Origin of the sequence: Massilioclostridium coli, from assembly GCF_900095865.1 — a bacterium.
In the GTDB taxonomy this organism is placed as follows: Bacteria; Bacillota; Clostridia; order Oscillospirales; family Ruminococcaceae; genus Massilioclostridium; species Massilioclostridium facile.
Genome location: NZ_FMIZ01000005.1, coordinates 128,642 through 151,598 on the forward strand (window position 1 = coordinate 128,642; position 22,957 = coordinate 151,598).

The 22,957-nt window shown below is 39.2% G+C and carries 18 protein-coding genes and 1 pseudogene; 14 read left to right on the top strand and 5 right to left on the bottom strand.

From position 1 onward, the window contains the following. Nucleotides 1-96 precede the first annotated feature (96 nt). From BQ2683_RS01135 to BQ2683_RS01165, 7 genes are all read left to right on the top strand, one after another. Nucleotides 97-918: a Cof-type HAD-IIB family hydrolase gene (locus BQ2683_RS01135; RefSeq protein ID WP_069986891.1), complete on the top strand. Its 822-nt coding sequence runs from the start codon at nt 97-99 to the stop codon at nt 916-918. 441 nt (nt 919-1,359) lie between these two features. Then, entirely contained in the window at nt 1,360-2,037 is a 678-nt protein-coding gene (gene epsC, locus BQ2683_RS01140; RefSeq protein ID WP_069986892.1) for a serine O-acetyltransferase EpsC, read from the top strand. Continuing rightward, complete coding sequence (cysS, locus tag BQ2683_RS01145; protein WP_069986893.1) at nt 2,034-3,431, top strand: cysteine--tRNA ligase; 1,398 nt, start codon at nt 2,034-2,036, stop codon at nt 3,429-3,431. The genes epsC and cysS overlap by 4 nt, the downstream gene beginning before the upstream one ends. A 49-nt stretch (nt 3,432-3,480) precedes the next feature. Next, a complete protein-coding gene (locus BQ2683_RS01150) occupies nt 3,481-4,428 on the top strand; it encodes a 1-phosphofructokinase family hexose kinase (protein ID WP_069986894.1) in 948 nt (315 codons plus the stop codon). A gap of 129 nt (nt 4,429-4,557) precedes the next feature. Continuing rightward, nucleotides 4,558-5,289, top strand: coding sequence for a peptidylprolyl isomerase (locus tag BQ2683_RS01155; protein ID WP_083256318.1), 732 nt, complete (start codon nt 4,558-4,560; stop codon nt 5,287-5,289). A 99-nt stretch (nt 5,290-5,388) separates the two neighbouring features. Continuing rightward, nucleotides 5,389-5,961 carry a sugar O-acetyltransferase gene (locus tag BQ2683_RS01160; protein WP_069986895.1) on the top strand — a complete coding sequence of 191 codons (573 nt, stop codon included), beginning with the start codon at nt 5,389-5,391 and terminating at the stop codon, nt 5,959-5,961. A 75-nt stretch (nt 5,962-6,036) separates the two neighbouring features. Further along, entirely contained in the window at nt 6,037-7,527 is a 1,491-nt protein-coding gene (locus BQ2683_RS01165; RefSeq protein ID WP_069986896.1) for a bifunctional ADP-dependent NAD(P)H-hydrate dehydratase/NAD(P)H-hydrate epimerase, read from the top strand. Nucleotides 7,528-7,995: 468 nt separating this feature from the next. On the opposite strand, the gene BQ2683_RS01170 is transcribed toward BQ2683_RS01165, so the two are convergent. The 4 genes from BQ2683_RS01170 to ptsP form a co-directional block, all read right to left on the bottom strand. Then, on the bottom strand, nt 7,996-8,766 hold the full coding sequence (locus BQ2683_RS01170; RefSeq protein ID WP_069986897.1) for a DeoR/GlpR family DNA-binding transcription regulator: 771 nt from the start codon (nt 8,764-8,766) through the stop codon (nt 7,996-7,998). A 410-nt stretch (nt 8,767-9,176) separates the two neighbouring features. Further along, nucleotides 9,177-10,439: an AI-2E family transporter gene (locus BQ2683_RS01175; RefSeq protein ID WP_069986898.1), complete on the bottom strand. Its 1,263-nt coding sequence runs from the start codon at nt 10,437-10,439 to the stop codon at nt 9,177-9,179. Between the two features lie 408 nt (nt 10,440-10,847). After that, the gene (locus tag BQ2683_RS01180; protein WP_069986899.1) at nt 10,848-11,393 is read right to left on the bottom strand and encodes an inorganic diphosphatase; all 546 of its coding nucleotides are present in this window, start codon (nt 11,391-11,393) and stop codon (nt 10,848-10,850) included. Nucleotides 11,394-11,412: 19 nt separating this feature from the next. Further along, on the bottom strand, nt 11,413-13,059 hold the full coding sequence (gene ptsP / locus BQ2683_RS01185; protein WP_069986900.1) for a phosphoenolpyruvate--protein phosphotransferase: 1,647 nt from the start codon (nt 13,057-13,059) through the stop codon (nt 11,413-11,415). Between the two features lie 562 nt (nt 13,060-13,621). Between ptsP and BQ2683_RS01190 the strand changes: the two genes are divergently transcribed. From BQ2683_RS01190 to BQ2683_RS01220, 7 genes and pseudogenes are all read left to right on the top strand, one after another. Next, nucleotides 13,622-13,882, top strand: a complete 261-nt coding sequence (locus BQ2683_RS01190) for an HPr family phosphocarrier protein (RefSeq protein ID WP_069986901.1) — start codon at nt 13,622-13,624, stop codon at nt 13,880-13,882. Nucleotides 13,883-13,903: 21 nt separating this feature from the next. Then, nucleotides 13,904-14,719, top strand: coding sequence for a PRD domain-containing protein (locus tag BQ2683_RS01195; protein ID WP_069986902.1), 816 nt, complete (start codon nt 13,904-13,906; stop codon nt 14,717-14,719). Nucleotides 14,720-15,002: 283 nt separating this feature from the next. Next, a complete protein-coding gene (locus BQ2683_RS01200; RefSeq protein WP_141720165.1) occupies nt 15,003-15,485 on the top strand; it encodes a PTS sugar transporter subunit IIA in 483 nt (160 codons plus the stop codon). Nucleotides 15,486-15,513: 28 nt separating this feature from the next. Then, nucleotides 15,514-17,157, top strand: a pseudogene (locus BQ2683_RS01205) (PTS transporter subunit EIIC); the annotation flags it as partial. 257 nt (nt 17,158-17,414) lie between these two features. Next, nucleotides 17,415-18,062 (top strand): flavin reductase, encoded by a 648-nt coding sequence (locus BQ2683_RS01210; protein ID WP_069986905.1) that lies wholly within the window; start codon nt 17,415-17,417, stop codon nt 18,060-18,062. Between the two features lie 498 nt (nt 18,063-18,560). Continuing rightward, nucleotides 18,561-18,965, top strand: a complete 405-nt coding sequence (locus tag BQ2683_RS01215; RefSeq protein ID WP_069986906.1) for an Hsp20/alpha crystallin family protein — start codon at nt 18,561-18,563, stop codon at nt 18,963-18,965. 156 nt (nt 18,966-19,121) lie between these two features. After that, nucleotides 19,122-19,571, top strand: a complete 450-nt coding sequence (locus BQ2683_RS01220; RefSeq protein ID WP_338061259.1) for a DUF6560 family protein — start codon at nt 19,122-19,124, stop codon at nt 19,569-19,571. Nucleotides 19,572-19,653: 82 nt separating this feature from the next. Here the strand turns inward: BQ2683_RS01220 and BQ2683_RS01225 are convergent, their stop codons facing one another. Next, nucleotides 19,654-22,899, bottom strand: a complete 3,246-nt coding sequence (locus tag BQ2683_RS01225; protein ID WP_069986908.1) for a family 78 glycoside hydrolase catalytic domain — start codon at nt 22,897-22,899, stop codon at nt 19,654-19,656. Nucleotides 22,900-22,957: the final 58 nt, after the last annotated feature.

The following is a 22,957-nucleotide window of genomic DNA, read 5'->3' on the forward strand; positions in this document are numbered from 1 at the left end:
GTTTTGCAGGAGCAGTTATAGTTGTGCGATTTACCAATTGAAAACAGCTTGAAATAGCCATGAAAATGGCTATTTTGTGGCATTTAGGAGATAAAAATGATTCGGCTTGTGGCAATGGATTTAGATGGAACCCTTTTTAATAGCAAACGGCAGGTTGGGTTAATGACCCAGGCTGTTATCCGGCGTTATGCAAAAAGCGGGGTGATATTCGCTTTTTGTACAGGCAGGATATCCAATGAATTGCAGGATGTCATTACTATTTTACCAGAAGTACAATATGCAATTTCTTGTAATGGAGCCTATGCGGTGGATTTATGGTCGGGCAAAGAGCTTTATCAAAATACGCTTTCCATGGAGGATGTTAATAGGATTTATCAGCATTTTTCCGGCTTTCCCATGATGTTTGAACTGTTTGCGGACGGTGTGGTTTTAACCGACCAGAACTGTTTGAATTATCTGGCGCAATTCCAGTTGCGGGAGTTAGAGGGACATATCCGTAAAACAAGGAAAGGGGTTCCTGATTTTGCGGATTATTTAAAAGAGCGAACAGACCCAGTGGGGAAAATCAACATCTTTTTTGCTGGGCAGGAAATCTTGTTAAAAGCCAGGGAATGGGGAAAACAACTTCCTTACGATATGGCATACCAGACCAAAAGCAATCTGGAATTCAACCAGATTGGTGTAAAGAAAGGGAAGGGCTTAGCCCATCTTGCCCAACGGTTAGGGATATCCAAAAGTCAGGTGCTGGCAATTGGGGACAATAATAACGACCTTTCCATGAGGGAAGCAGTAGGAACACTGGTGGCAATGGAAAACGCCTGCGAGGATTTAAAAAAGATAGCCAACTGGGTTACAGCCAGCAACGATGCGGATGGGGTGGCAGTGGCGCTCAAACAGTTCCTGCCTCCTTTGGAGTGATTCACAACTAAGATTGATTTCTGTTTTTATTTCTGGTAATTTATGCTAAAGAAAGCCAAAACAGAAACCTGTGATCAAAAATATGGTTGCAAAAAAAGAATGGTTTGTGTATAATAATACTAATCTTGATTAGATCAAATGCGTTGGAACAGGAAAGAGTAAGTTGCCAGCCAGGCAACCAGAGAGCACCTGCCATTGGCTGAGAGCGGTGCGGTTTTGGCAGCAACCCAAGTGCGTCCTGTCAGCACAAAGGGACAAACACGGTTGTGGAGTATCCTTTTGCGGAATGCCACCGTTATCCGGCAATGTGAGTGAGAAACAAGAGTGGAACCGCGGATTATTCGCCTCTGTCAAATGTGTTTGACAGAGGTTTTTTTATTTGTTTAAAAAATTTCCGTATTTTTGCCTCACTTTTTGAATAAAATGGAAAGGGAGTTGCGTATGTTTCGACGTATACGGTATGATATCAACGCGTATAAAGAACGTGACCCAGCGGCACGTTCTGGTTTGGAAGTGCTGTTGCTCTACCCTGGTTTACATGCTGTCATCAACCATCGGGTAGCACATTTTCTTTACCGGCACAAACATTTTTTTACCGCCCGTGCTATCTCCCAGCTTTCCCGTTTTTTCACTGGTATTGAAATCCATCCCGGTGCTAAAATAGGAAAAGGGCTGGTAATCGACCATGGGTCTGGCGTTGTGATTGGAGAAACCACTGAAGTGGGGGATGACTGTACCATTTATCAGAACGTCACGTTGGGTGGTACTGGAAAAGAGAACGGAAAACGCCATCCAACTTTAGGGAACAATGTACTGGTAAGCTGTGGCGCAAGGGTATTGGGTCCATTTAAAGTGGGAGATAATGCCCGAGTGGGCGCAAATGCCGTGGTGCTGGAGGAGATTCCTCCTAATGCGACGGCGGTAGGCGTACCTGCCAAGATTGTCCGGATTAACGGCCAAAAAGTGCAAAATGCCAACAAAGAGCTGGATCAGGTTCATCTGCCCAATCCAGTGGAACAGGAAATCCAGGATCTAGTAAAACGCATTTGCGCTTTGGAACGGGAATTAAATAAGTTTACAAAACAGGATATCAAGGAAAAAGGAGCGAAAACAGAATGAAAATATATAATACTTTAACCAGACAAAAAGAGGAGTTTAAAACGATTGAACCAGGTAAAGTAACCATGTATGCCTGCGGTCCAACCGTTTATAATTTTATCCATATTGGAAATGCCCGTCCCATCTGCCTGTTTGACTGCCTGCGCAATTATTTTGAATTCCGTGGTTATGAAGTAAAATTTGTGCAAAATTTTACTGATGTGGATGATAAAATCATCAACAAGGCAAATGAAGAAGGGGTAGACGCTTCGGTTATTTCCGAACGTTATATTAAAGAATACGAAACCGATGCCCGTGGGATGAATGTTCGTCCAGCAACCATTCACCCAAAAGTAACCCAGAGTATGGATATGATTATTGATATTGTCAAACATCTGGTAGACAATGGATATGCGTATGAAGTGAACGGGGATGTATATTTTAGTACGACAAAATTTGCGGATTACGGAAAACTCTCCCATATGCCTTTGGAAGATTTGGAAGCTGGCGCCCGCATTGAAGCAAGCGACATCAAACAGCATCCAATGGATTTTGCTGTTTGGAAAGCGGCAAAACCAGGAGAGCCATATTGGGAATCTCCATGGGGAAAAGGGCGTCCAGGCTGGCACATTGAATGTTCCGCCATGGCAACCAACTATCTTGGCAAAACCATCGACCTGCACTGCGGTGGTCAGGATTTGATTTTCCCACACCATGAAAATGAAATCGCACAAAGTGAATGCGCTACCGGTGTCCCATTTGCCAACTACTGGATGCACAACGGCTATATCAATGTGGATAACCGAAAAATGTCCAAATCATTGGGGAACTTCTTTACAGTAAGGGAAGTTGCCAACAAATACGGCTATGAGCCAATCCGGTTTATGATGTTGCAAGCGCATTACCGCAGCCCAATCAACTACAACACTGAGGTCATTGAACAATGCCGTGCGGCGTTAGACCGTATGTATAAATTTAAAGAAAATCTGGATTTTGCTTTGACCAAAGCCCAGGATGGCGAATTTACCGAAGAGCAGAAAAACGCTATTTTGGCAAGGAAAGAACAATTCATCCGTGTAATGGATGATGATTTTAACACCGCTGATGGTATTTCCGCCATTTTTGAATTGATCCGCGATGTCAACCCACTGATTAGCGGGGATTCCTTGGCAAGTAAGCAGCACTTGTTATTCGCGAAAGAGATTTTTGACCAATTAACCGGCGTGCTGGGGTTATTATACGAATCCAAAAAAGAGGATGAAGTTCCAGCGGAAGTAATGGCGTTGGTAGAACAGCGCGCGGCAGCCAGAAAAGCAAAAGATTTTGCGTTGGCGGACAGCCTACGTGACCAAATTAACGAAATGGGATACCTCATTGAAGAAACTCGTCAGGGAACAAAATTGACAAAAAAATAAATATCTGGTAATCTAACAATTGTAAATTGGTAAAAGGGGGGAGTTACACATGGGAAAACCCCAGGTAATTGCTGTTACGTTAAATCCGGCTTTGGATGTTACGCTTTGGGCAAAAAGGCTTGATTTTGACGAGCCGGTAAAAGCCATATCCGAAACGGTCTATCCTGGTGGAAAAGCGGTAAACATCGCTTGTGTACTGCACTCTTTAGGAACAGAATGCCAATTGTTAGGGGTTGCGTGTAGGAATAATTTGGCCAGTATGGAACAGCTACTACAGCAAAAAGGGGTATCCTATCAATTTGTTTCCCCGCCAGGAAGTATCCGGGAAAACTTGACCCTTTGTTTGGAAGATGGTAAAGTATTAAAGGTAAACCGTACCGGAGAAAAGATTGCCCCAGAAGTGTTGGATCAGGTATGCCAGATGATTCGTAAAAACCTGAAATCTCCACAGGATATTTTGGCTTTTTCTGGCGGAAAGCCGCCGAACCTTAGTGTGGAGCAGTATTTCCAAATGGTCCGGTCATTCCATGATTTACCCAATCCGATTACGTTGGATAATGATTTGTTTTCCTTGGAAATGGTCGCCCAAATCCATCCTTTTGTCATCAAACCCAACTATGTTGAGTTTTTACATTTAACAGGATACTCCAGTTTGGAGGGAGATGAGCTGTTGTGTCAGATTGCAAGGGTTGCGAACTGTACAGACCATCTTTTGTTGAGTATGGGGGCAGATGGGGGATATTATGCGAACCAATCTGGAATTTGGAAAATAACAACCCCATCTGTACCAGTCAAGTCCACTGTTGGGGCAGGGGACACCTCCTTAGCCTGTTTTCTGACAGCGATTTTGCAAGGAAAACGTCCGGAACAGGCTGCGTTGTGGGCATTCGCCGGAGGGACAGCTTCAGTCCAGCTGGATGGTACAGGTACAATCACCCCAGAGCAGTGGCAAAAAGCCGCTACACAAACACGTTGTGATCAATTCGATCAAATATAAATTCAAAACAGGTATCCGTTTGTATGGGATGTTTGTGGCGTGTTACTGGAAATAGGCCATATTACATGCCGTAATAACTGATTAATAGAATCCCCGTGCGGATGGAACCCAGGAAAGGAAAAAATAACCATGAAAAAATTTCTCAAAGTTGCTGCAGCTGCTTTGGCAATGGTAATGACCCTTGGCTTAGTAGGTTGTAGCGGAGGCGACAAAACTGCTTCTACCAAAGAATCCAGTTCTTCCAAAACAACATCATCCCAATCTTCCAGTAAAACAACTAGTTCAAAACAGGAAGATAAATTTAGTGTACAAAGCGCAAAACCAGCGGACGCGCAAAATCCAGTTGTTACCATCACCATGCAGGATGGCGGTGTGATTAAAGCAGAATTATATCCAGATATCGCACCAAATACCGTAAACAACTTTATCTCGTTAATCAACCAGAAATTCTATGATGGTTTGACCTTCCACCGTATCATGGACGGCTTTATGATTCAGGGCGGAGATCCAAAAGGAAACGGTACTGGTGGACCTGGGTATGAAATTCCAGGAGAGTTTTCCAGCAATGGTTATGCGAAAAACGATTTAAGCCATACCAGGGGCGTTTTATCCATGGCAAGAAGCTCCATGCCGGATTCTGCCGGTTCCCAGTTCTTTATTATGCACGCAGATGCGAACTACTTAGATGGGGAATATGCCGCATTTGGTAAAGTAACCGAAGGAATGGAAGTAGTAGACCAGATTGTTGCTAATGCACAGGTTACAGATAACAATGGTACTGTAGCGAATCCTCCAGTGATTGCGACAATTACTGTGGATACCTTTGGGGTTACATATCCAGAACCAGTAAAAACAGAATAAAGAGAAAAAGGGTTGCTTCGGCAGCCCTTTTTTGCTGGAACATTCCTTGTCAAATATGTTATACTAATCATAAGAATGCTGAAAGAGAGGGTCCTACCTATGGAAATGAAAGAATTTATTGCTTTTTGTAAAGAAGGAAATCCAATTGCAGGGGAAGACAAAGAACTACATGGATTATTAACGCAATGTAGCCAGGAGGCAATGAAAATTACAGCTGAGTTAAATGGTAGTTATCATGAACCGGAACAAGTGCGAGAATTATTTTGCCAGCTAACAGGTACAGAAATTGATTCAAGTTTTCTGTGCTTTCCGCCTTTTTATACCGACTTTGGAAAGAATATTACAATTGGTAAAAATGTATTTTTGAATACAGGTTGTTCCTTTCAAGACCGTGGAGGAATTGTAATTGGAGATGGTACCCAAATTGGAATGAATGTTACCATGGCAACACTGAACCATGGTTTTGACCAAGCAACTCGAAACACAACCTATCCATTTCCTATTATTATTGGAAAAAATGTATGGATTGGCTCTAATGCTACTATTGCACCAGGCGTAACCATTGGAGATAATGCGGTAATTGGTGCAGGTGCGGTTGTGACAAAGGATATTCCGGAAAACGCTGTGGCAGTTGGAGTGCCAGCAAAAGTAATCAAATATGTACAAGAGTAAGAGGAATGTGTCCAATAGAGAATCTACCATTACAGTATGGCAATGCCAATCGTTCATTAGGGAGGGAATATTTTAGTGGAAGTATTGAATCAAAATCAAATGTATCAGGCGGATCAAATGACAATTGAGACTCTTGGTATTCCAGGGGAAACTTTAATGGAAAATGCAGGCCAAGCAATTGTGTCCGAAATAGCAAAAAATTGGGGAATCTCAACTCAAATAGTGGTATTGGCAGGTACAGGAAACAATGGTGGGGATGGAATTGTGATTGCCCGCCGTTTGTTAAACTTGGGGTATCAAGTTCAATTGTGGTTAATTCCTCCAGAGGAAAAGGTGCGGGATGCTGCAAAGGTACATCTGGAGCTTTATCACAGGCATCAGTATCCTGTATTCCATTATGGAGAAGAGTTATATCCTGCGATTCAGCAGGCAGACGTCATTGTAGACGCCCTTTTGGGGATTGGCATGGCAGGGGAACTGCGCCCTCCATATGACAGAATTGTACAGGAGGTTAACCAATCCAAGGCAAAGGTGGTTTCAGTGGATATTCCAAGTGGGGTAAACGCGGAACAGGCTACAGTATCCCAGGCAGTACGAGCGGATGTCACCTATATGGTGCAGTATCCAAAACAATCCGCTTTTTTATACCCTGCGGCTTGTTATTATGGAGAATGGAAGGTTGTGGATATTGGAATCCCACCACAAACGACAGATTCCCTGGAATACCATAAATATACCTGGGGAGAAAAAGAGTATCAATCTACTAAGATAGAACGCAGTCCAAATAGCCATAAAGGAAGTAATGGGAAAGGGCTTATCATTGGGGGAAGCTTCCATATGATAGGGGCACCGATTTTGGCGGCACAGGCTTGTATTGCCTCTGGAATTGGGCTGCTCAGCTGTGCATTCCCAAACCATATTCTTCCAGTAGCAGCACAAAAAGCAACCGAAGCTACTTTTTTGCCTTGTAGGGAACAGGATGGAAATTTAGTACAGGTAGAGATACCGGATTCCATTCAGGTGGTTGCTATCGGAATGGGATTAGGCAGGACAGAACAAATTCGCCAATTGGTAAAGAATATATTAGTACAAGATAAGCCTACGATTATTGATGCGGATGCTTTATTTTATTTGAATGAAATATGGGGGATTGTTGACAACCGTTCTTCTGTCACTGTAGTTACTCCGCATATGGGGGAAATGGCACGACTTTGTGGTGTACCAATCGAGGAGATCCAGAAAAACCGTTTTGCGGTAAGCCGCAAATTAGCAATGCAACATGGAATTTTCGTGGTATTGAAGGGTCCATATACAATTGTCGCAACACCATCTGGGAATCAGTATGTCAATACTAGTGGAAACGCAGGGCTTGCCAAAGGTGGTTCCGGCGATGTATTGAGCGGAATGATAGCAGGACTGCTGCCACGGTATCAAAATCCGCAAGAAGCAATTTCCAACGCAGTCTATCTACATGGTTTGGCTTCTGAAAAATTAGTGGAAAAAGGTTATTCACTGGATGGAATTTCCGCAGAAAAACTGATTGAAATCCTGCCATTTTTGTCATAAATAAGTTATATTTATATTTTAAGTAAATATTACGTGATAAACCAGTGTGGAGTGGCAGATCTTGCCCATCTAAATTTATTCAGGAGTAGTTTATTTGAATTTTCAGAAACTATGATTGAAAGAAACAATAGTATCACTTGTATAAAACTAACCTATTTATTTTGTTGTATGATTTTAAGAGTATTTTTTCTTTAGCTGGATAAGTATGAAAGATATGAGTTCTAATAAAACTATTATATATAAAAAGATAAATTAGACAATTGGTGAAGAAAGATACTGTTACCAGTTTAGTTCTTAAGAAAGCTTTACTATCCAATTTGATAAAATATATAATTGGTGTTGTTATCAGTTACTAATATTTCTTAATATTATTCATCAGAGATCCTAAGCTGTTTCTACATTTTCATTATCTAAAATAGATTAAAAAGAGTGCTTACTGTAAAAGCAATAAGCACTCTTTTGGATGTTTTATACTACGGTTGGATATACAATTTGTACTTGATTTTCTTCAAAACAAGCAATTGTTTTATCATCTGGTTTTTGGTCGGTAACAATTGTATGAATCTGTCTTGGTTGCGCAAATGTAAATGGCAACACTTGTCCAAATTTGGAGTGGTCTAATAAAACAACAATATGCTGTGCCATCTGTATGACGGTTTGTTTTAAAATACATTCTTCAATATAAGCGTTGGTAAAACCACTTTCCGGAGAAAAACCACTAGCGGATAAAAACGCAATATCAAGATTAATTTGTTTTAAATTTTCCAGAGCCATTGGCCCTGTAACCGAAAGGGTACGGGGATTTACTGGCCCCCCTAATGAAATTGTTTGAATTTCTGGATGTTTACAGAGCTCAAGTGCAATGTTAGGGGCGTTGGTAACCGCATGTAGCTTATATTTTCCAATTTGTTTTACCAACTCCATAATTGTACTGCCTGCCTCGAAATAGGCCGATTGGTTTGCAGGGATCATATGCCGGGACAACTGTGCAATAGTAGTTTTTGCAGAAAGATTAAGATGGGAACGGGATTCAAAATCGTATTTATGTGGTACTACTTCAGGCACACGCCGGGCCCCACCATGGGTACGAACCAGTAAACCTTGTTCAGCCATTTCATCCAAATCTCTGCGTACGGTCATTTCTGATACTTCCGGAAGAGCTGCATGGATTTCTGTGATTCTGATTTCGTTTTGCTGGCGCAATTTTCTTAAAATAAACTCTTGTCTGTCCTGCTTCAAAATAATCCCTCCTTTTTCGTTTGTTTTTGTAGTGAAAATGGGTCTCCCTTTTCCATTTTAGTATAACAGATTGTAGCATAAAAGGAAAGGAACTATTTAAAAAATTATGCACATTTTAGTTAAATTTGTTAAATTTATACGAAAAACAACAAGTGATATTTGGAATCCAATTGTTTGAAATGGCTTTACTATTACAAGTAAATGTGCTATAATATTACAAGATGCTGTAATATTATAGCATTATCCTCAAAAGTAGAGCAATAACAAGATGCAAAAAGTCTATCTGTCAGAGATAGGAAAGAGAATTGGAAGAAAACAAAAAGAGCGGGATTGCGCTGTTAGGCATCCCGCTCTTTTGTTTTTTCGCATAGTTACTACCACATTGCCTAACCACCAAATGTACAATTGATTTATTGGTCCGCTTTTGCGTTGTTAGTAGGGTTTGATTCCTCAGAATTTTCCGCCGGTTTTATTGGTGGCTTCCCTCCCTTCATATAGAGGTAATCCGCTGTATTGATCGAGAAACCTTTTTTGCTTAACCGGTTATTGATGAAACGACTGACTAAGGTATAGATAACAGCAAATACTGGCACACCAATAAACATACCAACAAAACCAAATAAAGTGCCAAACGCTAAGATAGCAAAAACAACCCAGAATGCGCTTAACCCTGTACGGTCTCCTACAATTTTAGGAACTAATATATTGCCGTCAAATTGCTGTAGGGCAATAATAAATATAATAAAAATCAAACATTTTTTCGGGTCTATCAGTAGCAATAAAAACGCACTTGGAATTGCGCCAATAAATGGCCCGAAAAATGGAATGACATTTGTGGTACCCACAATAGCGCCGATTAAAATGGCGTAGGGTTTGTAGATAAAAGAGGTTCCAATGGTACATAAAATTCCCACAATAATTGCGTCAATAATCTGCCCACGGATAAATCCGCCAAATACCGTATTGGTTTCTTTAATAAGATTGATAAAGGAAGTGGCAAAAGAGGATGGAAACAATGCTACCACTACTTTTTTGCTCTGTGCAATAAAACGCTCTTTCGAGTATAAAACATAAATGGAAATGATAATTCCCACCAACATATTTTTTAATACACTGATAAAATCAATTACACCCGAAGTTAAATTACCTAATAATTTTTGTAAACTTGGCAGAATAGCATTGGATAGCTGCTGTATATAGGTCATAATTCCTTCCAATTGTGCATCAATAAAATTGGCAATGGAAGGATTGTCATGCAATAAGCTGGTAAAATAGTCGCTGGCTTCCCTGATATAACTTGGTGCATTGTTGAATAGGCCAATAATACTGATTAACAATTGTGGCAACAACAATGTCAACAGTCCTGCGAAAGCCGCAATAGCAATAATCATTGAGATAGAAAGAGCCAATACTCGAATCAGCGTTTTTTTGTGTTTAAAATCTTTTTTTACAAAAAGTCGGTGGAATACCTTTTGTTCAAAAAAATCTACGATTGGGTTGAGTAAATACGCAATCGTAAACCCAACAAAGAACGGCATTAATATTCCAATAATAATTTGCAGAAAATTGCCGATTTCAAATGTATCAATACATTTTTGAAACAACACGCAGGCTGCAAATGTAAGAAAAATCATAATACCAAAGGAAAAATATTTATGGTTTTTCAGTTTCATATGATTTCTCCTTTACCTTTTAGAATGTTTATCAATACCATTATACCTGTTTTTACATGAGATTGCCATAGGTTTTTGATTTGTTTACAGTTTACTAGAAAATAAATTATATTTATCTAACTTGCCGTTTAAAAATGAAAACCCTAACGAAAAGATTTATGTAGAGGATGTTCCCATCTCTATCCTTAACAAAAAACAGAAAACAGTAAATATTATTCATAATACAGTAATTTACTTGATAAAAAAACGCTATATAAACTATGTTTTTATGCTTATATCTAATTTAGAAGGTAATTACATGGGGAACAGTGTATTTGTTTTGGGTTTTTAGAACCACAGAAATGTCCCTATTTTTAGTTTCTTACCATAAAAACGAGCCTATCCTCCTAATAGATAGGCTTGTTCTTACTATTGTTCCTCTTTTTTGACTCCAAATTTTTGATTATAACGTTGAATGCACTCATAGATAATTTTAGTTGCCACCTGCCAGTTTTGGACTTCGTCCACAACAGTTTCTTTGTGTTCCAGTGCTTTATATACACTGAAAAAATGGGACATTTCACTAAAGATATGTTTTGGCAGCTGATTGATATCAGTATATTCTCGGTAAGTGGGTTCGTTATAGGGGATGGCAATGATTTTTTCATCCCTTTTACCACCATCCATCATGCTGATTACTCCAATCGGGTAACAGCGAACCAGAGTTAATGGTTCAATTGGTTCTGTGCAAAGTACCAATACATCCAATGGGTCTCCATCATCCCCATACGTACGGGGAATAAAACCGTAATTAGCAGGATAGTGGGTAGAGGTATATAGGATACGGTCTAGAATAATCAAACCGGTTTCCTTATCCAGTTCATATTTTTTCTTGCTGCCAGATGGGATTTCAATCACCGCGATAAAATCGGAAGGTGAAATCCGTTTAGGATTAATATCATGCCAAATATTCATTGTAAGCCTCCGTATTCTTTTATCCTTTTGGTATTACTTTGGATACATCTGTTTGCCTTATTTTTTGGCGTAGTTTGAGCACAGAAGAAGGGGAAACAGAGAGTTCGTCAATGCCCATTGCTAAGAATGTTTCTGTCATGTCCAAATCTGCCCCTAATTCACCGCAAATACCGATCCATATTCCATTTTTATGGGCATTATCCGCTGCCATACGGATCAGGCGTAGGATTGCTGGGTGATGTGGCTGGTAAAAGCGGTCCAGTTTTGGATTTTGGCGGTCAATCGCCAATGTGTATTGGGTTAAATCATTGGTTCCTACACTGAAGAAATCCACTTCTTTTGCCAATTGGTCACTGATCACTGCGGCTGCTGGAGTTTCAATCATGATTCCAAGCTCAACGGATGGGTCAAAAGGTACACCAGCCTCTTTCAATTCATTTCGTACTTGTGCAGCAATTTCCTTTATCTGTTTTACTTCTTCTACTGAAGTTATCATTGGAAACATTATTGCGATTTTTCCAAATGCGGAAGCGCGGTATAAAGCGCGTAATTGGGTGTGGAACAGTTCTGGCCTGGTTAAACAAATTCGGATTGCCCGATAGCCCATAGCGGGATTATCCTCTTTTGGCAGTTGGAAATAATCAATGTTTTTATCAGCCCCAATATCCAGGGTACGGATAATTACTTTTTTCCCTGCCATGTTTTCCGCTACAGTGCGATATGCTTGAAACTGTTCTTCCTCAGTGGGATAATCCTGGTTTTCTAAATAGAGGAACTCACTGCGGAACAAGCCAATCCCTTCCGCATCGTAGTTTAAAGCGGCAACGGTATCGGTGACACTTCCTATATTAGCATATAAATGGATAGTTTGTCCATCTAAGGTAATGCTTGGTTGACCTTTTAATTCCGCCAACAAAGAATTTTCCCGATCCAGCTCCATTTTTTTCAGGCGCATTGTATCAAAAGTAGCAGTATCCGGATTGATATAAACATTACCTGTTTCTCCATCTACAATAATGTCTTTTCCCTCAAAATCTGGTTTTAGTTGATCCCCTACACCAATAATTGCGGGGATATTCATTGTTCTTGCTAAAATAGCGGTATGGGAATTTGAAGAGCCCTTTCTAGTGACAAACGCAAGCACTTTTGTCTTATCTAACTGGACAGTTTCGCTGGGGGCTAGGTCATCTGCCGCGATAATACATGGTTCTGTAAACGAGTAACTTTGCTCAGTGTTTCCCATTAAAATATGGATTAATTTTTCAGAGATGTCCTTTACATCAGCAGCCCTTGCCTGCAAATAAGGGTCATCCATAGAGGAAAACATGGCAGAAAAATTATCCGCTGTTTTGGCGACAGCATACTCTGCGTTTACCTGCTGGGAACAGACCATATTGGTAATGGATTCGCAATAATCCAAATCTTCCAGCATCATCTGATGGATTTCAAAAATCATGGCATTTTCTTCCCCTACCTCTGATAACGCTTTTTGATATAAAATTTGGAGTTGTTCCATTGCCTGTTTTCTTGCTTCTTCAAATCGCTTTAGTTCAGCGGAAGTATCCTGTACCTTGTGGCGTTCTACCTGCTGTTGCGTTTTTTGGAAAAAAGACAATTTCCCAAATGCCACTCCTTCTACAACGCCTTTTCCTTTGATGGTAATCATGTCTGATTAAACTCCTTTCCGTTGGCTGTTCTAAAATAGAAAAACCCAAACAAAAAGGGTCAGCCTGTTCACCTACCTTTTTGTTTGGGTTATTGCTTAACTAAATAATAACACGCCCAAAATATTTTGGTTTTCACCTAGATTATAGCAGAGAAGCCTTTTTTTGTCCATTGTTAAATTGTTGCAAAATTTAAATTTAGATTGGTGAATCTGCTAATAGTATATGTTGCTTTTTCAATTTTATAGGAATTGGACTGGAGTTAGCCGGAAATCGGTTTAAAGTTTTTGAAAGAGAGCTGATTTGTAAAAAATAAAACAAATCGTAGATTTTAACAATTAATGCGATTACTATTTGTAATAACTTCCAAAATTATTAAAATGCTATTGACTTTATAGATGGTATGCCCCATAATAAAAGCATAATTAAAATTCAGTGTGTTACTGATTCGATCAGGCATGAACTGAAACATGCACGGCTATCCCCTGTGCTTGTTTTATGTTCATGCCTTTTTTGCTGTGTTAGTAGTAAAAATAATGCAATGTGAATTAGGAGGTTATTATTATGAGAGCGTTTCAGTATGTAATCAAAGATGAAAATGGTATTCACGCACGACCAGCTGGATTGTTGGTAAAAAAAGTTTCTGTTTTGGAAGATTGTATGGTAACAATCCAAAAAGGGGAACGTTCTGCGGATGCCCGCAAATTATTTGCACTTATGAGTCTTGGTGTAGTATGTGGGGATGAAATTACAGTAAAGGTAAACGGTGGGGATGAAATTGCCGCTGAAAAAGAGATAAAAGAATTTTTTGAACAAAATCTATAGAACAAAAAAAGGAGGAAGTCCATGGAATACCAGGTGGTTAAGGCGATTAACAATAATGTCATACTTGCCAAAGAAGTTGGTTCAAGTGAGCAGGTAATGCTGATGTCAAAAGGCATTGGTTTTCATCGAAAATCAGGGGATTCCATTTCTGATCAGATGGGTTCCCAGGAAATCTTTAAATTTTGGAATAAGCCAAATATGATTTCCCATACCAGTTATGATTTCAATCAATTGGAACAGGTGGTGCGTCAAATTGTAGAGCAGGTCCACCAACGTATGGGAGTAGAACCGGATTTGCTTTATCAACCTTTGTTGGATCATATTTCTTTTTCGTTGGACCGTATTAACTTTGGACTTCCTCTGGACAATCCTTATGGTACGGAAATTTCGGTTCTATATTCAATGGAGTATTCCTTTGCGAAACTGGCAGTAGAACATATTAGAAAAGAGCTGGGAGTAGATTTAGGGGAAAACGAAGTCGGTTTGATGGCATTGCATTTTAATACCGCTCGAAAACGTCGAACGATGAGTGTGACAATGGAACGTGTTAATCTTTTTAATGCCATTAGCACAATTTTAGAAGAACAGTTGGAATTATACGGTCAGGAACGGGAATTGGAGTTAAGGATTTTTCTTCTCTCATTAAATAATATGCTCCATCGCTGCTCCAATGGGGAAGTGTATTTGATGCCATGCAAACGTCAGGTTTTTGTTTCCATGAAAGAGAGCTATGAAATTGCAAAGGAAATTTCTACTTTGATTGAAGCAAAAATTGGAATCCATTTAAATGACGATTGTATTGCATATTTGACAGTAGAAGTACAAAAAATAGTGTGAAATACCATGTTTCGCTTATTTTCACACATGTACTACCTTGTAATTAGTGTTACAATTGAATTTTTGTGTATTTTTATTTTGCTCTATTGACATACTAGTGTTATCTGTAATGTTTTCATTCCTAGTTTTATCATAAGTAGTGCTAGTGAAAACAAAAGTTTATCTGCTATAAAAAAGAAATTTTTGATTAAAAGCTATAAATGGTTCTATTTTATTTTACTATGGCACGTTTCGGTGCTTTGTAATTAAAAATTGACAGGATGATCATGAAAGGAAAATGAATATGTTTGGTTTTGGTAAGAAAAAAACAGCAAAGGAAATTCTAGCAACACAAAGTGGGAGTTTAGTTCCCATGGAACAAGTACCAGATGATGTATTTGCACAAAAAATTTTAGGAGACGGCATTGCAGTACTACCTACAGATGGAAAGGTAGTTTCTCCAGTAGACGGCGTAATCTCTAATGTGACTGATACCCTTCATGCCTATGGGATTGCTTCTGATGATGGACTGGATATTTTGGTTCATATTGGTGTAAATACCGTAGAGTTAAAAGGGGAGGGTTTTCAGGCCTTGGTCAAAGAAGGAGACCATGTAAAAGCTGGAGACCCTTTGGCGCAGGTGGATTTGGAACTGGTTGCGTCAAAAGGTTATCCGCTGCATACGCCCATTATTATTACCAATATGGATGAGATTACAGATCTTCACTTTGAGCAAGGGGATACTATTGCTGGAGAAACCGTAGTGATGACTTACCATCATGCGTAGATAAACAATAATAGAAAGAAGGATTATAATGGCTGAACATAGTCTGAAAAAAGACCGCTCTGTTTTTTCGCTCTTACAGCGGATTGGACGGTCATTTATGTTGCCAATTGCACTGCTGCCTGTAGCTGGCTTGCTGTTGGGGATTGGCGCATCGTTTACGAATGCAACCATGATCGAAGCTTATGGATTGGAAAATATCCTGGGCGATGGCACCGTATTGCATGCAATTTTACAGGTAATGAATTCCGCTGGTCAGGTTATATTTGATAACTTGCCAATTTTATTTGCCATGGGTGTTGCCCTTGGAATGGCGGAAAAAGAAAAAGAAGTTGCAACATTATCCGCTGCAATCGCTTATTTTGCGATGAACGCCACCATAAACGCAATGCTTAAAATTTCTGGGCAAATCCTACCAGATGGAAGTATTTCCCCTGATGTTATGCAAGGCGCAATTGGCTCCGCTACTGGTATTATGTCCTTACAGATGGGTGTCTTTGGTGGTATTATTGTTGGGCTTGGTGTTGCCGCATTACACAACCGTTTTTATAAAATAAAATTGCCAACTGTATTGTCTTTCTTTGGAGGAACCCGCTTTGTCCCTATTATTTCCACTGTTGTTTATGTTTTAGTAGGTGCTTTGATGTTCTTCCTGTGGCCATTTATCCAAAAAGGGATTTACGCATTAGGAGGATTAGTACTCAGCTCCGGCTATGCGGGAACTTTTATTTATGGTGTGTTGGAACGTGCTTTGATTCCATTTGGTTTGCACCATGTGTTCTATTTACCATTCTGGCAGACTGGCTTAGGCGGAAGCATGATGATCGACGGTGTGAACATTATGGGTGCGCAAAATATTTTCTTCGCACAATTGGCTTCCCCAACTACGCAAGAATTTAGTGTGGAAGCAACCCGCTTTATGACAGGTAAATTCCCATTGATGATGTTTGGTCTACCAGGTGCGGCGTTGGCGATGTATTCCTGCGCAAAATCTAGCAAGAAAAAAATTGTGGGTGGTTTGTTGTTATCCGCAGCTTTAACAGCATTTTTAACCGGTATTACCGAACCGTTGGAATTTACCTTCCTGTTTGTTGCACCAGCTTTATATGCAATCCATTGTGTATTTGCTGGGTTGGCTTATATGTTGATGCATCTCCTCAATGTCACCATTGGCATGACTTTTTCTGGTGGTGTAATTGACTTCCTGTTGTTTGGCGTTTTACAGGGGAATGAAAAAACCAATTGGTTATTGGTCATCCCTGTTGGTATTGCCTATTTTGTCATTTACTATTTCCTATTCCGGTTCTTAATCAAGAAATTTAATTTAAAAACTCCAGGACGGGAAGACGATGGGGAAGAAACCAAACTATTTACCCGTAAAGATGTGGACGCAAGAAAAAATCAGGAAAAGAATGTAGATAGTAAACAAGCTACGTCATCCGGCTCTGAAACATCCGCTCTTATTTTAGAAGGGCTTGGTGGTATGGAGAATATTAAAAACTTGGATTGTTGCGCTACCCGTTTACGTGTTACTGTAAATGATAGCGGAAAAGTACAGGATAGTTTATTAAAACAGAGTGGGGCAGCAGGGATCATTCACAAAGGCGATGGTGTTCAGGTGATTTATGGACCACGTGTTACAGTAATAAAAAGTGAACTAGAAGATTATATTGACCATTTATCTTAGATTTTGTCTCCATTCCTGTATCTGATAAACAGGAATGGAGCTTTTCATATAATAAAAACCTATTTCAAAATCACCAATGTTCCGCACAAATAATCAGCAATATTGCTAAAAAGAAGAAATTACCATAGAATCTCTTGACAATACCAATTAGCTTGATATAATAAAATTAAGAATAATTATCAATTTGATAGTTGATATCTATATTGTAGCAATCAACTATATTGGAACAAGGGGGAGGTCTTGTTATGGATTTAAAACCGTTAATGCAACTTTCTTATGGAATGTATGTTGTTGGAGCAGACGACAATGGCAAACCAGCGGGATGTATCGTCAACACAATTTCTCAAATTACCAGCGAAAACCCGATTGTAGCGCTAAGTATGAATAAAAACAATTATACCCACGATGTAATCCTCAATTCTGGAAAATTTAGTGTTAGTATTTTATCAGAACAAACAGACCCAACTGTCATTTCGTATATGGGATTTTCCTCCGGGCGAGATACCAATAAGTTTGAACAGGTTGCTTATCGTATGGTAGAAGATATGCCTGTTTTGACGGACCATATTTCCGGGGCATTCCTCTGCAAAGTAGTGGGCAGTTATGAAGTGGAAACACATACGATTATTTTAGGCAGGGTAGTGGATACCTTTAATTATAACGATGATATCCCTCCAATGTCTTACCGTTATTACCATCAGGTCGTAAAAGGAAAAGCTCCTAAAAATGCGCCTACTTACGTAAAGGAAGAAGTAACAGCAGAACAGCCAGAAGAAGAAATTTATGTCTGTACTGTTTGCGGTTATGTTTACCATGGGGATTTAACAAAAGAACCGGATGATTATGTTTGTCCAATTTGTAAGCAGGGAAAAGATAAATTTGTAAAAAAATAATTTCGTTTTATGAAAAAACAGGCATCCAATAAGATGTCTGTTTTTTTGTTCTGATTTAAAGTGATGTTAATTTTTGGATTTAAATTAGATACGCAACAAAAATATTTAATATAAGGTTTTCCAAGGTAAAGCGGGATTGTATAGCACAACTGTATTACAAAGGTTTATATTACAGGAAAAGGGCTGTAAGAAACTTCCTTTGGAGAGGAAATTTATTATTTCAAATTCGAATCAATTATCTATTCATAAGTGTTTTTATTTCTTAGTAGAATGGATAAAAGATGAAAAAGATTTGAAAATATCTTTATAAATAGAAACCAGATAGAAAATATTAGATACTTGTAATATATTATAATTTCCATCTTTTTGGATATCAAAATAGGTACAGGAATTTATGAATGGTGTAATTCAAAATATAGAAAATGGTGGTTGATTTTTCACTCAATGGGAAAATATTTCATACCATAAAATGAAAACCAACGAAAAGAGGGGCAACCAATGTTTGAACTAACTCCATTTGAACAGGAAAGCCAAAGTTTTTATCAATATTTAGAACAAAATCTATTTGATTTAGTTGGACTTTCCCATTACCACACAAAAATACAGGAAACTGAGAAAACCTATGAAATACAAATAGAACTGCCAGGGTTTGAAAAAGAGGATATTTCAATTACAATTCAGCAGAATAAAATGGTCATTGAAGCAAAGCAGCATAAATTAATACAGGAGCAAACGGCTGATTACCATACTAGTAAAAATGAAAGCCGGGCATTTGTAAGAAGTTTTGACGTTTCCAATGTGGAAACGGATCAAATTACAGTGGATTATCGGCAAGGGCTATTACGGCTTTCCCTTCCCAAAAAAGAACCATCCTCTATTCCCATAAAGAAGATTGAATTATAAACTGTAGAAAGGTAAAATAAAAACTGGTTTTCTTTTTTAAGATGACCAGTTTTTATTTTGTTTTACCAGGTCAAGGCGTTACTGCCATAAAGGTTTGACACTAACAGCATGATCGGATACAATCAATGATATAGTAAGTTACTGCTGGAGGATATAATTGCGATGAAAAATTCGTTTGCAGTATGGGTATCAGAGTTGCTCAAGGAGATGACAGAAGAAGAGAAATTTACAAATACGGTATATCTATTGAGTTATTATCCAATTGTTTTCCATATTTGTGCAGCGGCGTTCGCTGTTATAGAACTTATAGCGATATTTACAGGTAATCTTGTTTGTATCATCTTTTTTGCTGTTTGCGTCTTGTTAACAGAATTTTGTGTATGGATGTGCCGCAGGCATAAAGTTGTGATCGAAGGTGATGTTTTGCATTTAACACCTATGATCGGAAGATCAAGGACGGTTCGTTTTAGCGATCTCACTTCTTTTAAGGAAATACCGAAAATTGGAGTGAAACTTTATGTGCGTACTAAAAAGGTTTGTACCGTATCTTGCGATTGTGTTGGTTACAAAGAATTTTTACAAATGTTAAAAAACAGGGTCATTTAGAATTGAAAAATTCCCATCTATGAATTTAGATTCATAGATGGGAATTTTTAGTTCGTTTAGTTAGGATAAGAAGAATAACACTTTATCTTTTGATTTTTTTCATGATATAAACAGCACCTCCGGCAATTGCAAGTACTGCTACTCCAGCGATTGGAAGGGCAACATCTCCTGTTTGTGGAGCGTCTTGTGAGCTGTTGCCAGAAGGGTTAGAGCTAGGTTCTTCTGAAGGGGTAGAAGGGGTTTCAGATGGTGTTTCAGAAGGCTCCTCGGATGGGTTAGATGGAGTTGGTTCTGTATTATTTGTTACATATCCATCAGCCACAGAAACATTTAGTTTATCACCATCTATAGTAAAGTCATATCCACCAGCTTGTACAGTAAAGGCTGCTACCGTTTCACCATTGTTTTCTTCCATACCAGTAAAGGCGATTCCTTCTACATTAATAGATTTTGCCATTTCTTCTGTTACTGGCAAATATAGAGTAGCAGAAGTGTTAGCAGGGATTTCAGCATGATAGGAAGACATAGTTCCATCATTAGCTGTCCAGTTGGAAACAATATTTCCGTAAACAGAGTCATAGCTGCCGTTTGCGTAGGTAATGCGACCACTCTCATCAACAGTAGGTTGTAAGATAATCGATTGGAAACCAGGGTTATCTTCATCTGCGTTGATACCGGACATGTATTCATACATCCATTCCAGACAAGCACCATAAGAATAATGGTTAAAGGAGTTCATACCAGAATCACCAAAGCTGTTTTCCACAGAATAGGAGTTCCAGCGTTCCCAAATGGTAGTAGCACCATTTTTCACAGAGTATAACCAAGAAGGCATACTGTCTTGTAACAGAAGGTCATAAGCAACATCCTGGGCACCGATTTCGGTCAAAACAGGGAGGATAACATTAACACCCAGGAAACCAACATTTAAGGTGTTTTCATCGTAGCCTTCTCGGATGGAACCATCTTCATTTTTGATGTTAGTAATCAGATTAGCGATCATAGTATCTCGTTGTTCAATAGAATCATATAAACCACATTTTAAAGCCCACAATAAAGCTGTTTGGGCATTATCCACAACAGGATAGCCGTGTTGAGAAACAGTAACACCATCTGCGGAAGAAGATAAAACGTTGTTGTTTTCATCCACGTATTTTTCTAGGAAAGCAATTTTTAAAGCATCATATTTAGCGTCATATTTTTGTTTTGCTTGTGTATTGCCAATGGCGTCCGCCATTTTGCTCATCAGTTGGGTGGTGTAAACCTGATAAACAGCATTCATATATGGGATAGATGCTCCATTAAAGGATAACCAATCACCAAACTTATCTGTAGCATATCCTTGTTCATCAATGACATCCATATAAGCATCCATTTGGTCATAGTATTCTTGAATTAAGGTAATATCACCAGTTTGCTGATAGAGTACCCATGGAATAATAATTCCCGCATCGCTCCAGCCACTTGCGATTTTTCCCGCAAATAATGCTACAAAACTAGAAGGCATGATAGCACTATAAGCATTATCATGTTGTGCAGCATGTTCCTGCATGATTTCATTATAGTTTTCTAGGAAGGAAAATACATCATAGTTGTAAACACCGGTTTGTGCAAACAATTGGGCATCCCCAGTCCAACCTGCGCGTTCCCCACGTTGTGGACAGTCGGTTGGAATAGAGAGATAGTTTCCCTTTTGGCTCCAAAGTGTGTTGCTGACAAGCTGATTAATATCCGCATTGGAGGTTTCCAAATGTCCGGTTTGTTCCCCAACGGCGGTAATTACTTTTCCTTCAAGATTATGGATAGTAATATCCTGGTCAGCTGTAATTTCTACATAGCGGAAACCATGGTAGGTAAAGGAAGGTTGGAAAGTTTGGGTTTCCTCATTAGAGAAGGTATAAATATCAGTTACTGTAGAAGGAACTACAGCATTTGTAATTGCCTTCATATATAGAGTATCTTTTGGACCATCGCTTCCACCAGCTTCAACAGTAGGATTCTTTTTACCATCATTGAGCATTTCCGCATGGCATATTGACATCGTTGCCCCTTGTGGACCACTGACGGATAGGCTTGTAACCCCTACCATGTTTTGACCCATATCCACAATTAATTTATCACCAGCTTTTAAAGTGATGTCTTTGGAAATATCCACATCGTGTTTGGTAACAGCGCCAAAATCGTTTCCAGCTTGTTCCGGTGTTAATGTTTCACTATCATTATAGGTAAAGGCGGACAAAGGATGTTGGGTATATTCTTCTGCTACTCTTGCAACCGCTTTTGTGCTAGAACGTAATTCTCCGACATAGTTGCCTTCTATCACATTGGACCAGTTGGAAGTATCATATCCAACATTGTTCCAACCATCTACCTCTTTTGCGATATTTGCATCGTAACTTTCTCCGTTAAAATAATCGTTTTCGGTAACTGGACTGTGATCACTGGATTTCCAATCGTTTTGGTTGGTGTTGATCACCTGAGTGGAGCCATCTGTGTAAGTGATTGCTAGTTTTGCAATCAATGCTAGTTCGTTGGTTGCGCCTTCTCCAGAATCACCAATCACATCTTGATAAGCACCAACATTACCAATTTTTCCAGCATACCAGCCTTTGCCCAACATAACTCCCATTGCAAGGCTGTCCCCAGAAATATAGTTGGTAACATCATAGGTTTGATAATTGGTATAATATTTGTAATCCGTCCATCCTGGATTGAAGATATCGTCTACAGTTTCTCCGTTTTGTTCCGCTTTTACTTCCTGTCCATTTAAATATGCGGTGTAAATTCCCAAGGAAGAAATATAAAGTTTTGCGGAAGCTACTTCTTTACCAGTTAATTTTTGTTCGGTGCGTAGCATAGGAGCGCCGTTTTCCTGGCTGGTAGGCATAATCCATTTGGCATCGCCAAAATCACATCCAGTGTCAAAATGGGCGGGCTCTGAAGTGATGGATTTACCTTGTTTGTCCACTACGGTAACAGTCCAGCAGTAATGGGTTTCATTTTTTAGTTGATTGCCGTTATAGGCAATTCCACTGGATTGGCTGCTGGATACAACACCAGAATCCCAAATTGGATTTCCTGTTGTGTTGTCCTGATACAATTTAATTTGATAGGATTGCTGCCCTTGTCCAATTAGGTTGGAATCCATATTCCAACTGAATCGGACTGCATCCTGGAAATCTACTCCCAAAGGGTTTACCTGATAATTGACCGTTAAATCACCGATTGAGGTATAAGAATCTTGGGCAAATGCGGGTAGGGAGGATAACCCCACAGTAGTAGCCATAGCTGCGGCAATGACAGCAGCTAACATTTTTTTCGACTTCATAAATGATCTCTCCTTGTCTTGAAAGTGTAAGATTATTTTATAGATGATAGTTTTTATT

Bases quoted from the DNA above. Each gene is read 5' to 3' on its own strand.
- BQ2683_RS01135 (WP_069986891.1), top strand. From the start codon at position 97: ATGATTCGGCTTGTGGCAATGGATTTAGATGGAACCCTTTTTAATAGC.
- epsC (WP_069986892.1), top strand. From the start codon at position 1,360: ATGTTTCGACGTATACGGTATGATATCAACGCGTATAAAGAACGTGAC.
- cysS (WP_069986893.1), top strand. From the start codon at position 2,034: ATGAAAATATATAATACTTTAACCAGACAAAAAGAGGAGTTTAAAACG.
- BQ2683_RS01150 (WP_069986894.1), top strand. From the start codon at position 3,481: ATGGGAAAACCCCAGGTAATTGCTGTTACGTTAAATCCGGCTTTGGAT.
- BQ2683_RS01155 (WP_083256318.1), top strand. From the start codon at position 4,558: ATGAAAAAATTTCTCAAAGTTGCTGCAGCTGCTTTGGCAATGGTAATG.
- BQ2683_RS01160 (WP_069986895.1), top strand. From the start codon at position 5,389: ATGGAAATGAAAGAATTTATTGCTTTTTGTAAAGAAGGAAATCCAATT.
- BQ2683_RS01175 (WP_069986898.1), bottom strand. From the start codon at position 10,439: ATGAAACTGAAAAACCATAAATATTTTTCCTTTGGTATTATGATTTTT.
- BQ2683_RS01180 (WP_069986899.1), bottom strand. From the start codon at position 11,393: ATGAATATTTGGCATGATATTAATCCTAAACGGATTTCACCTTCCGAT.
- ptsP (WP_069986900.1), bottom strand. From the start codon at position 13,059: ATGATTACCATCAAAGGAAAAGGCGTTGTAGAAGGAGTGGCATTTGGG.
- BQ2683_RS01190 (WP_069986901.1), top strand. From the start codon at position 13,622: ATGAGAGCGTTTCAGTATGTAATCAAAGATGAAAATGGTATTCACGCA.
- BQ2683_RS01195 (WP_069986902.1), top strand. From the start codon at position 13,904: ATGGAATACCAGGTGGTTAAGGCGATTAACAATAATGTCATACTTGCC.
- BQ2683_RS01200 (WP_141720165.1), top strand. From the start codon at position 15,003: ATGTTTGGTTTTGGTAAGAAAAAAACAGCAAAGGAAATTCTAGCAACA.
- BQ2683_RS01210 (WP_069986905.1), top strand. From the start codon at position 17,415: ATGGATTTAAAACCGTTAATGCAACTTTCTTATGGAATGTATGTTGTT.
- BQ2683_RS01215 (WP_069986906.1), top strand. From the start codon at position 18,561: ATGTTTGAACTAACTCCATTTGAACAGGAAAGCCAAAGTTTTTATCAA.
- BQ2683_RS01225 (WP_069986908.1), bottom strand. From the start codon at position 22,899: ATGAAGTCGAAAAAAATGTTAGCTGCTGTCATTGCCGCAGCTATGGCT.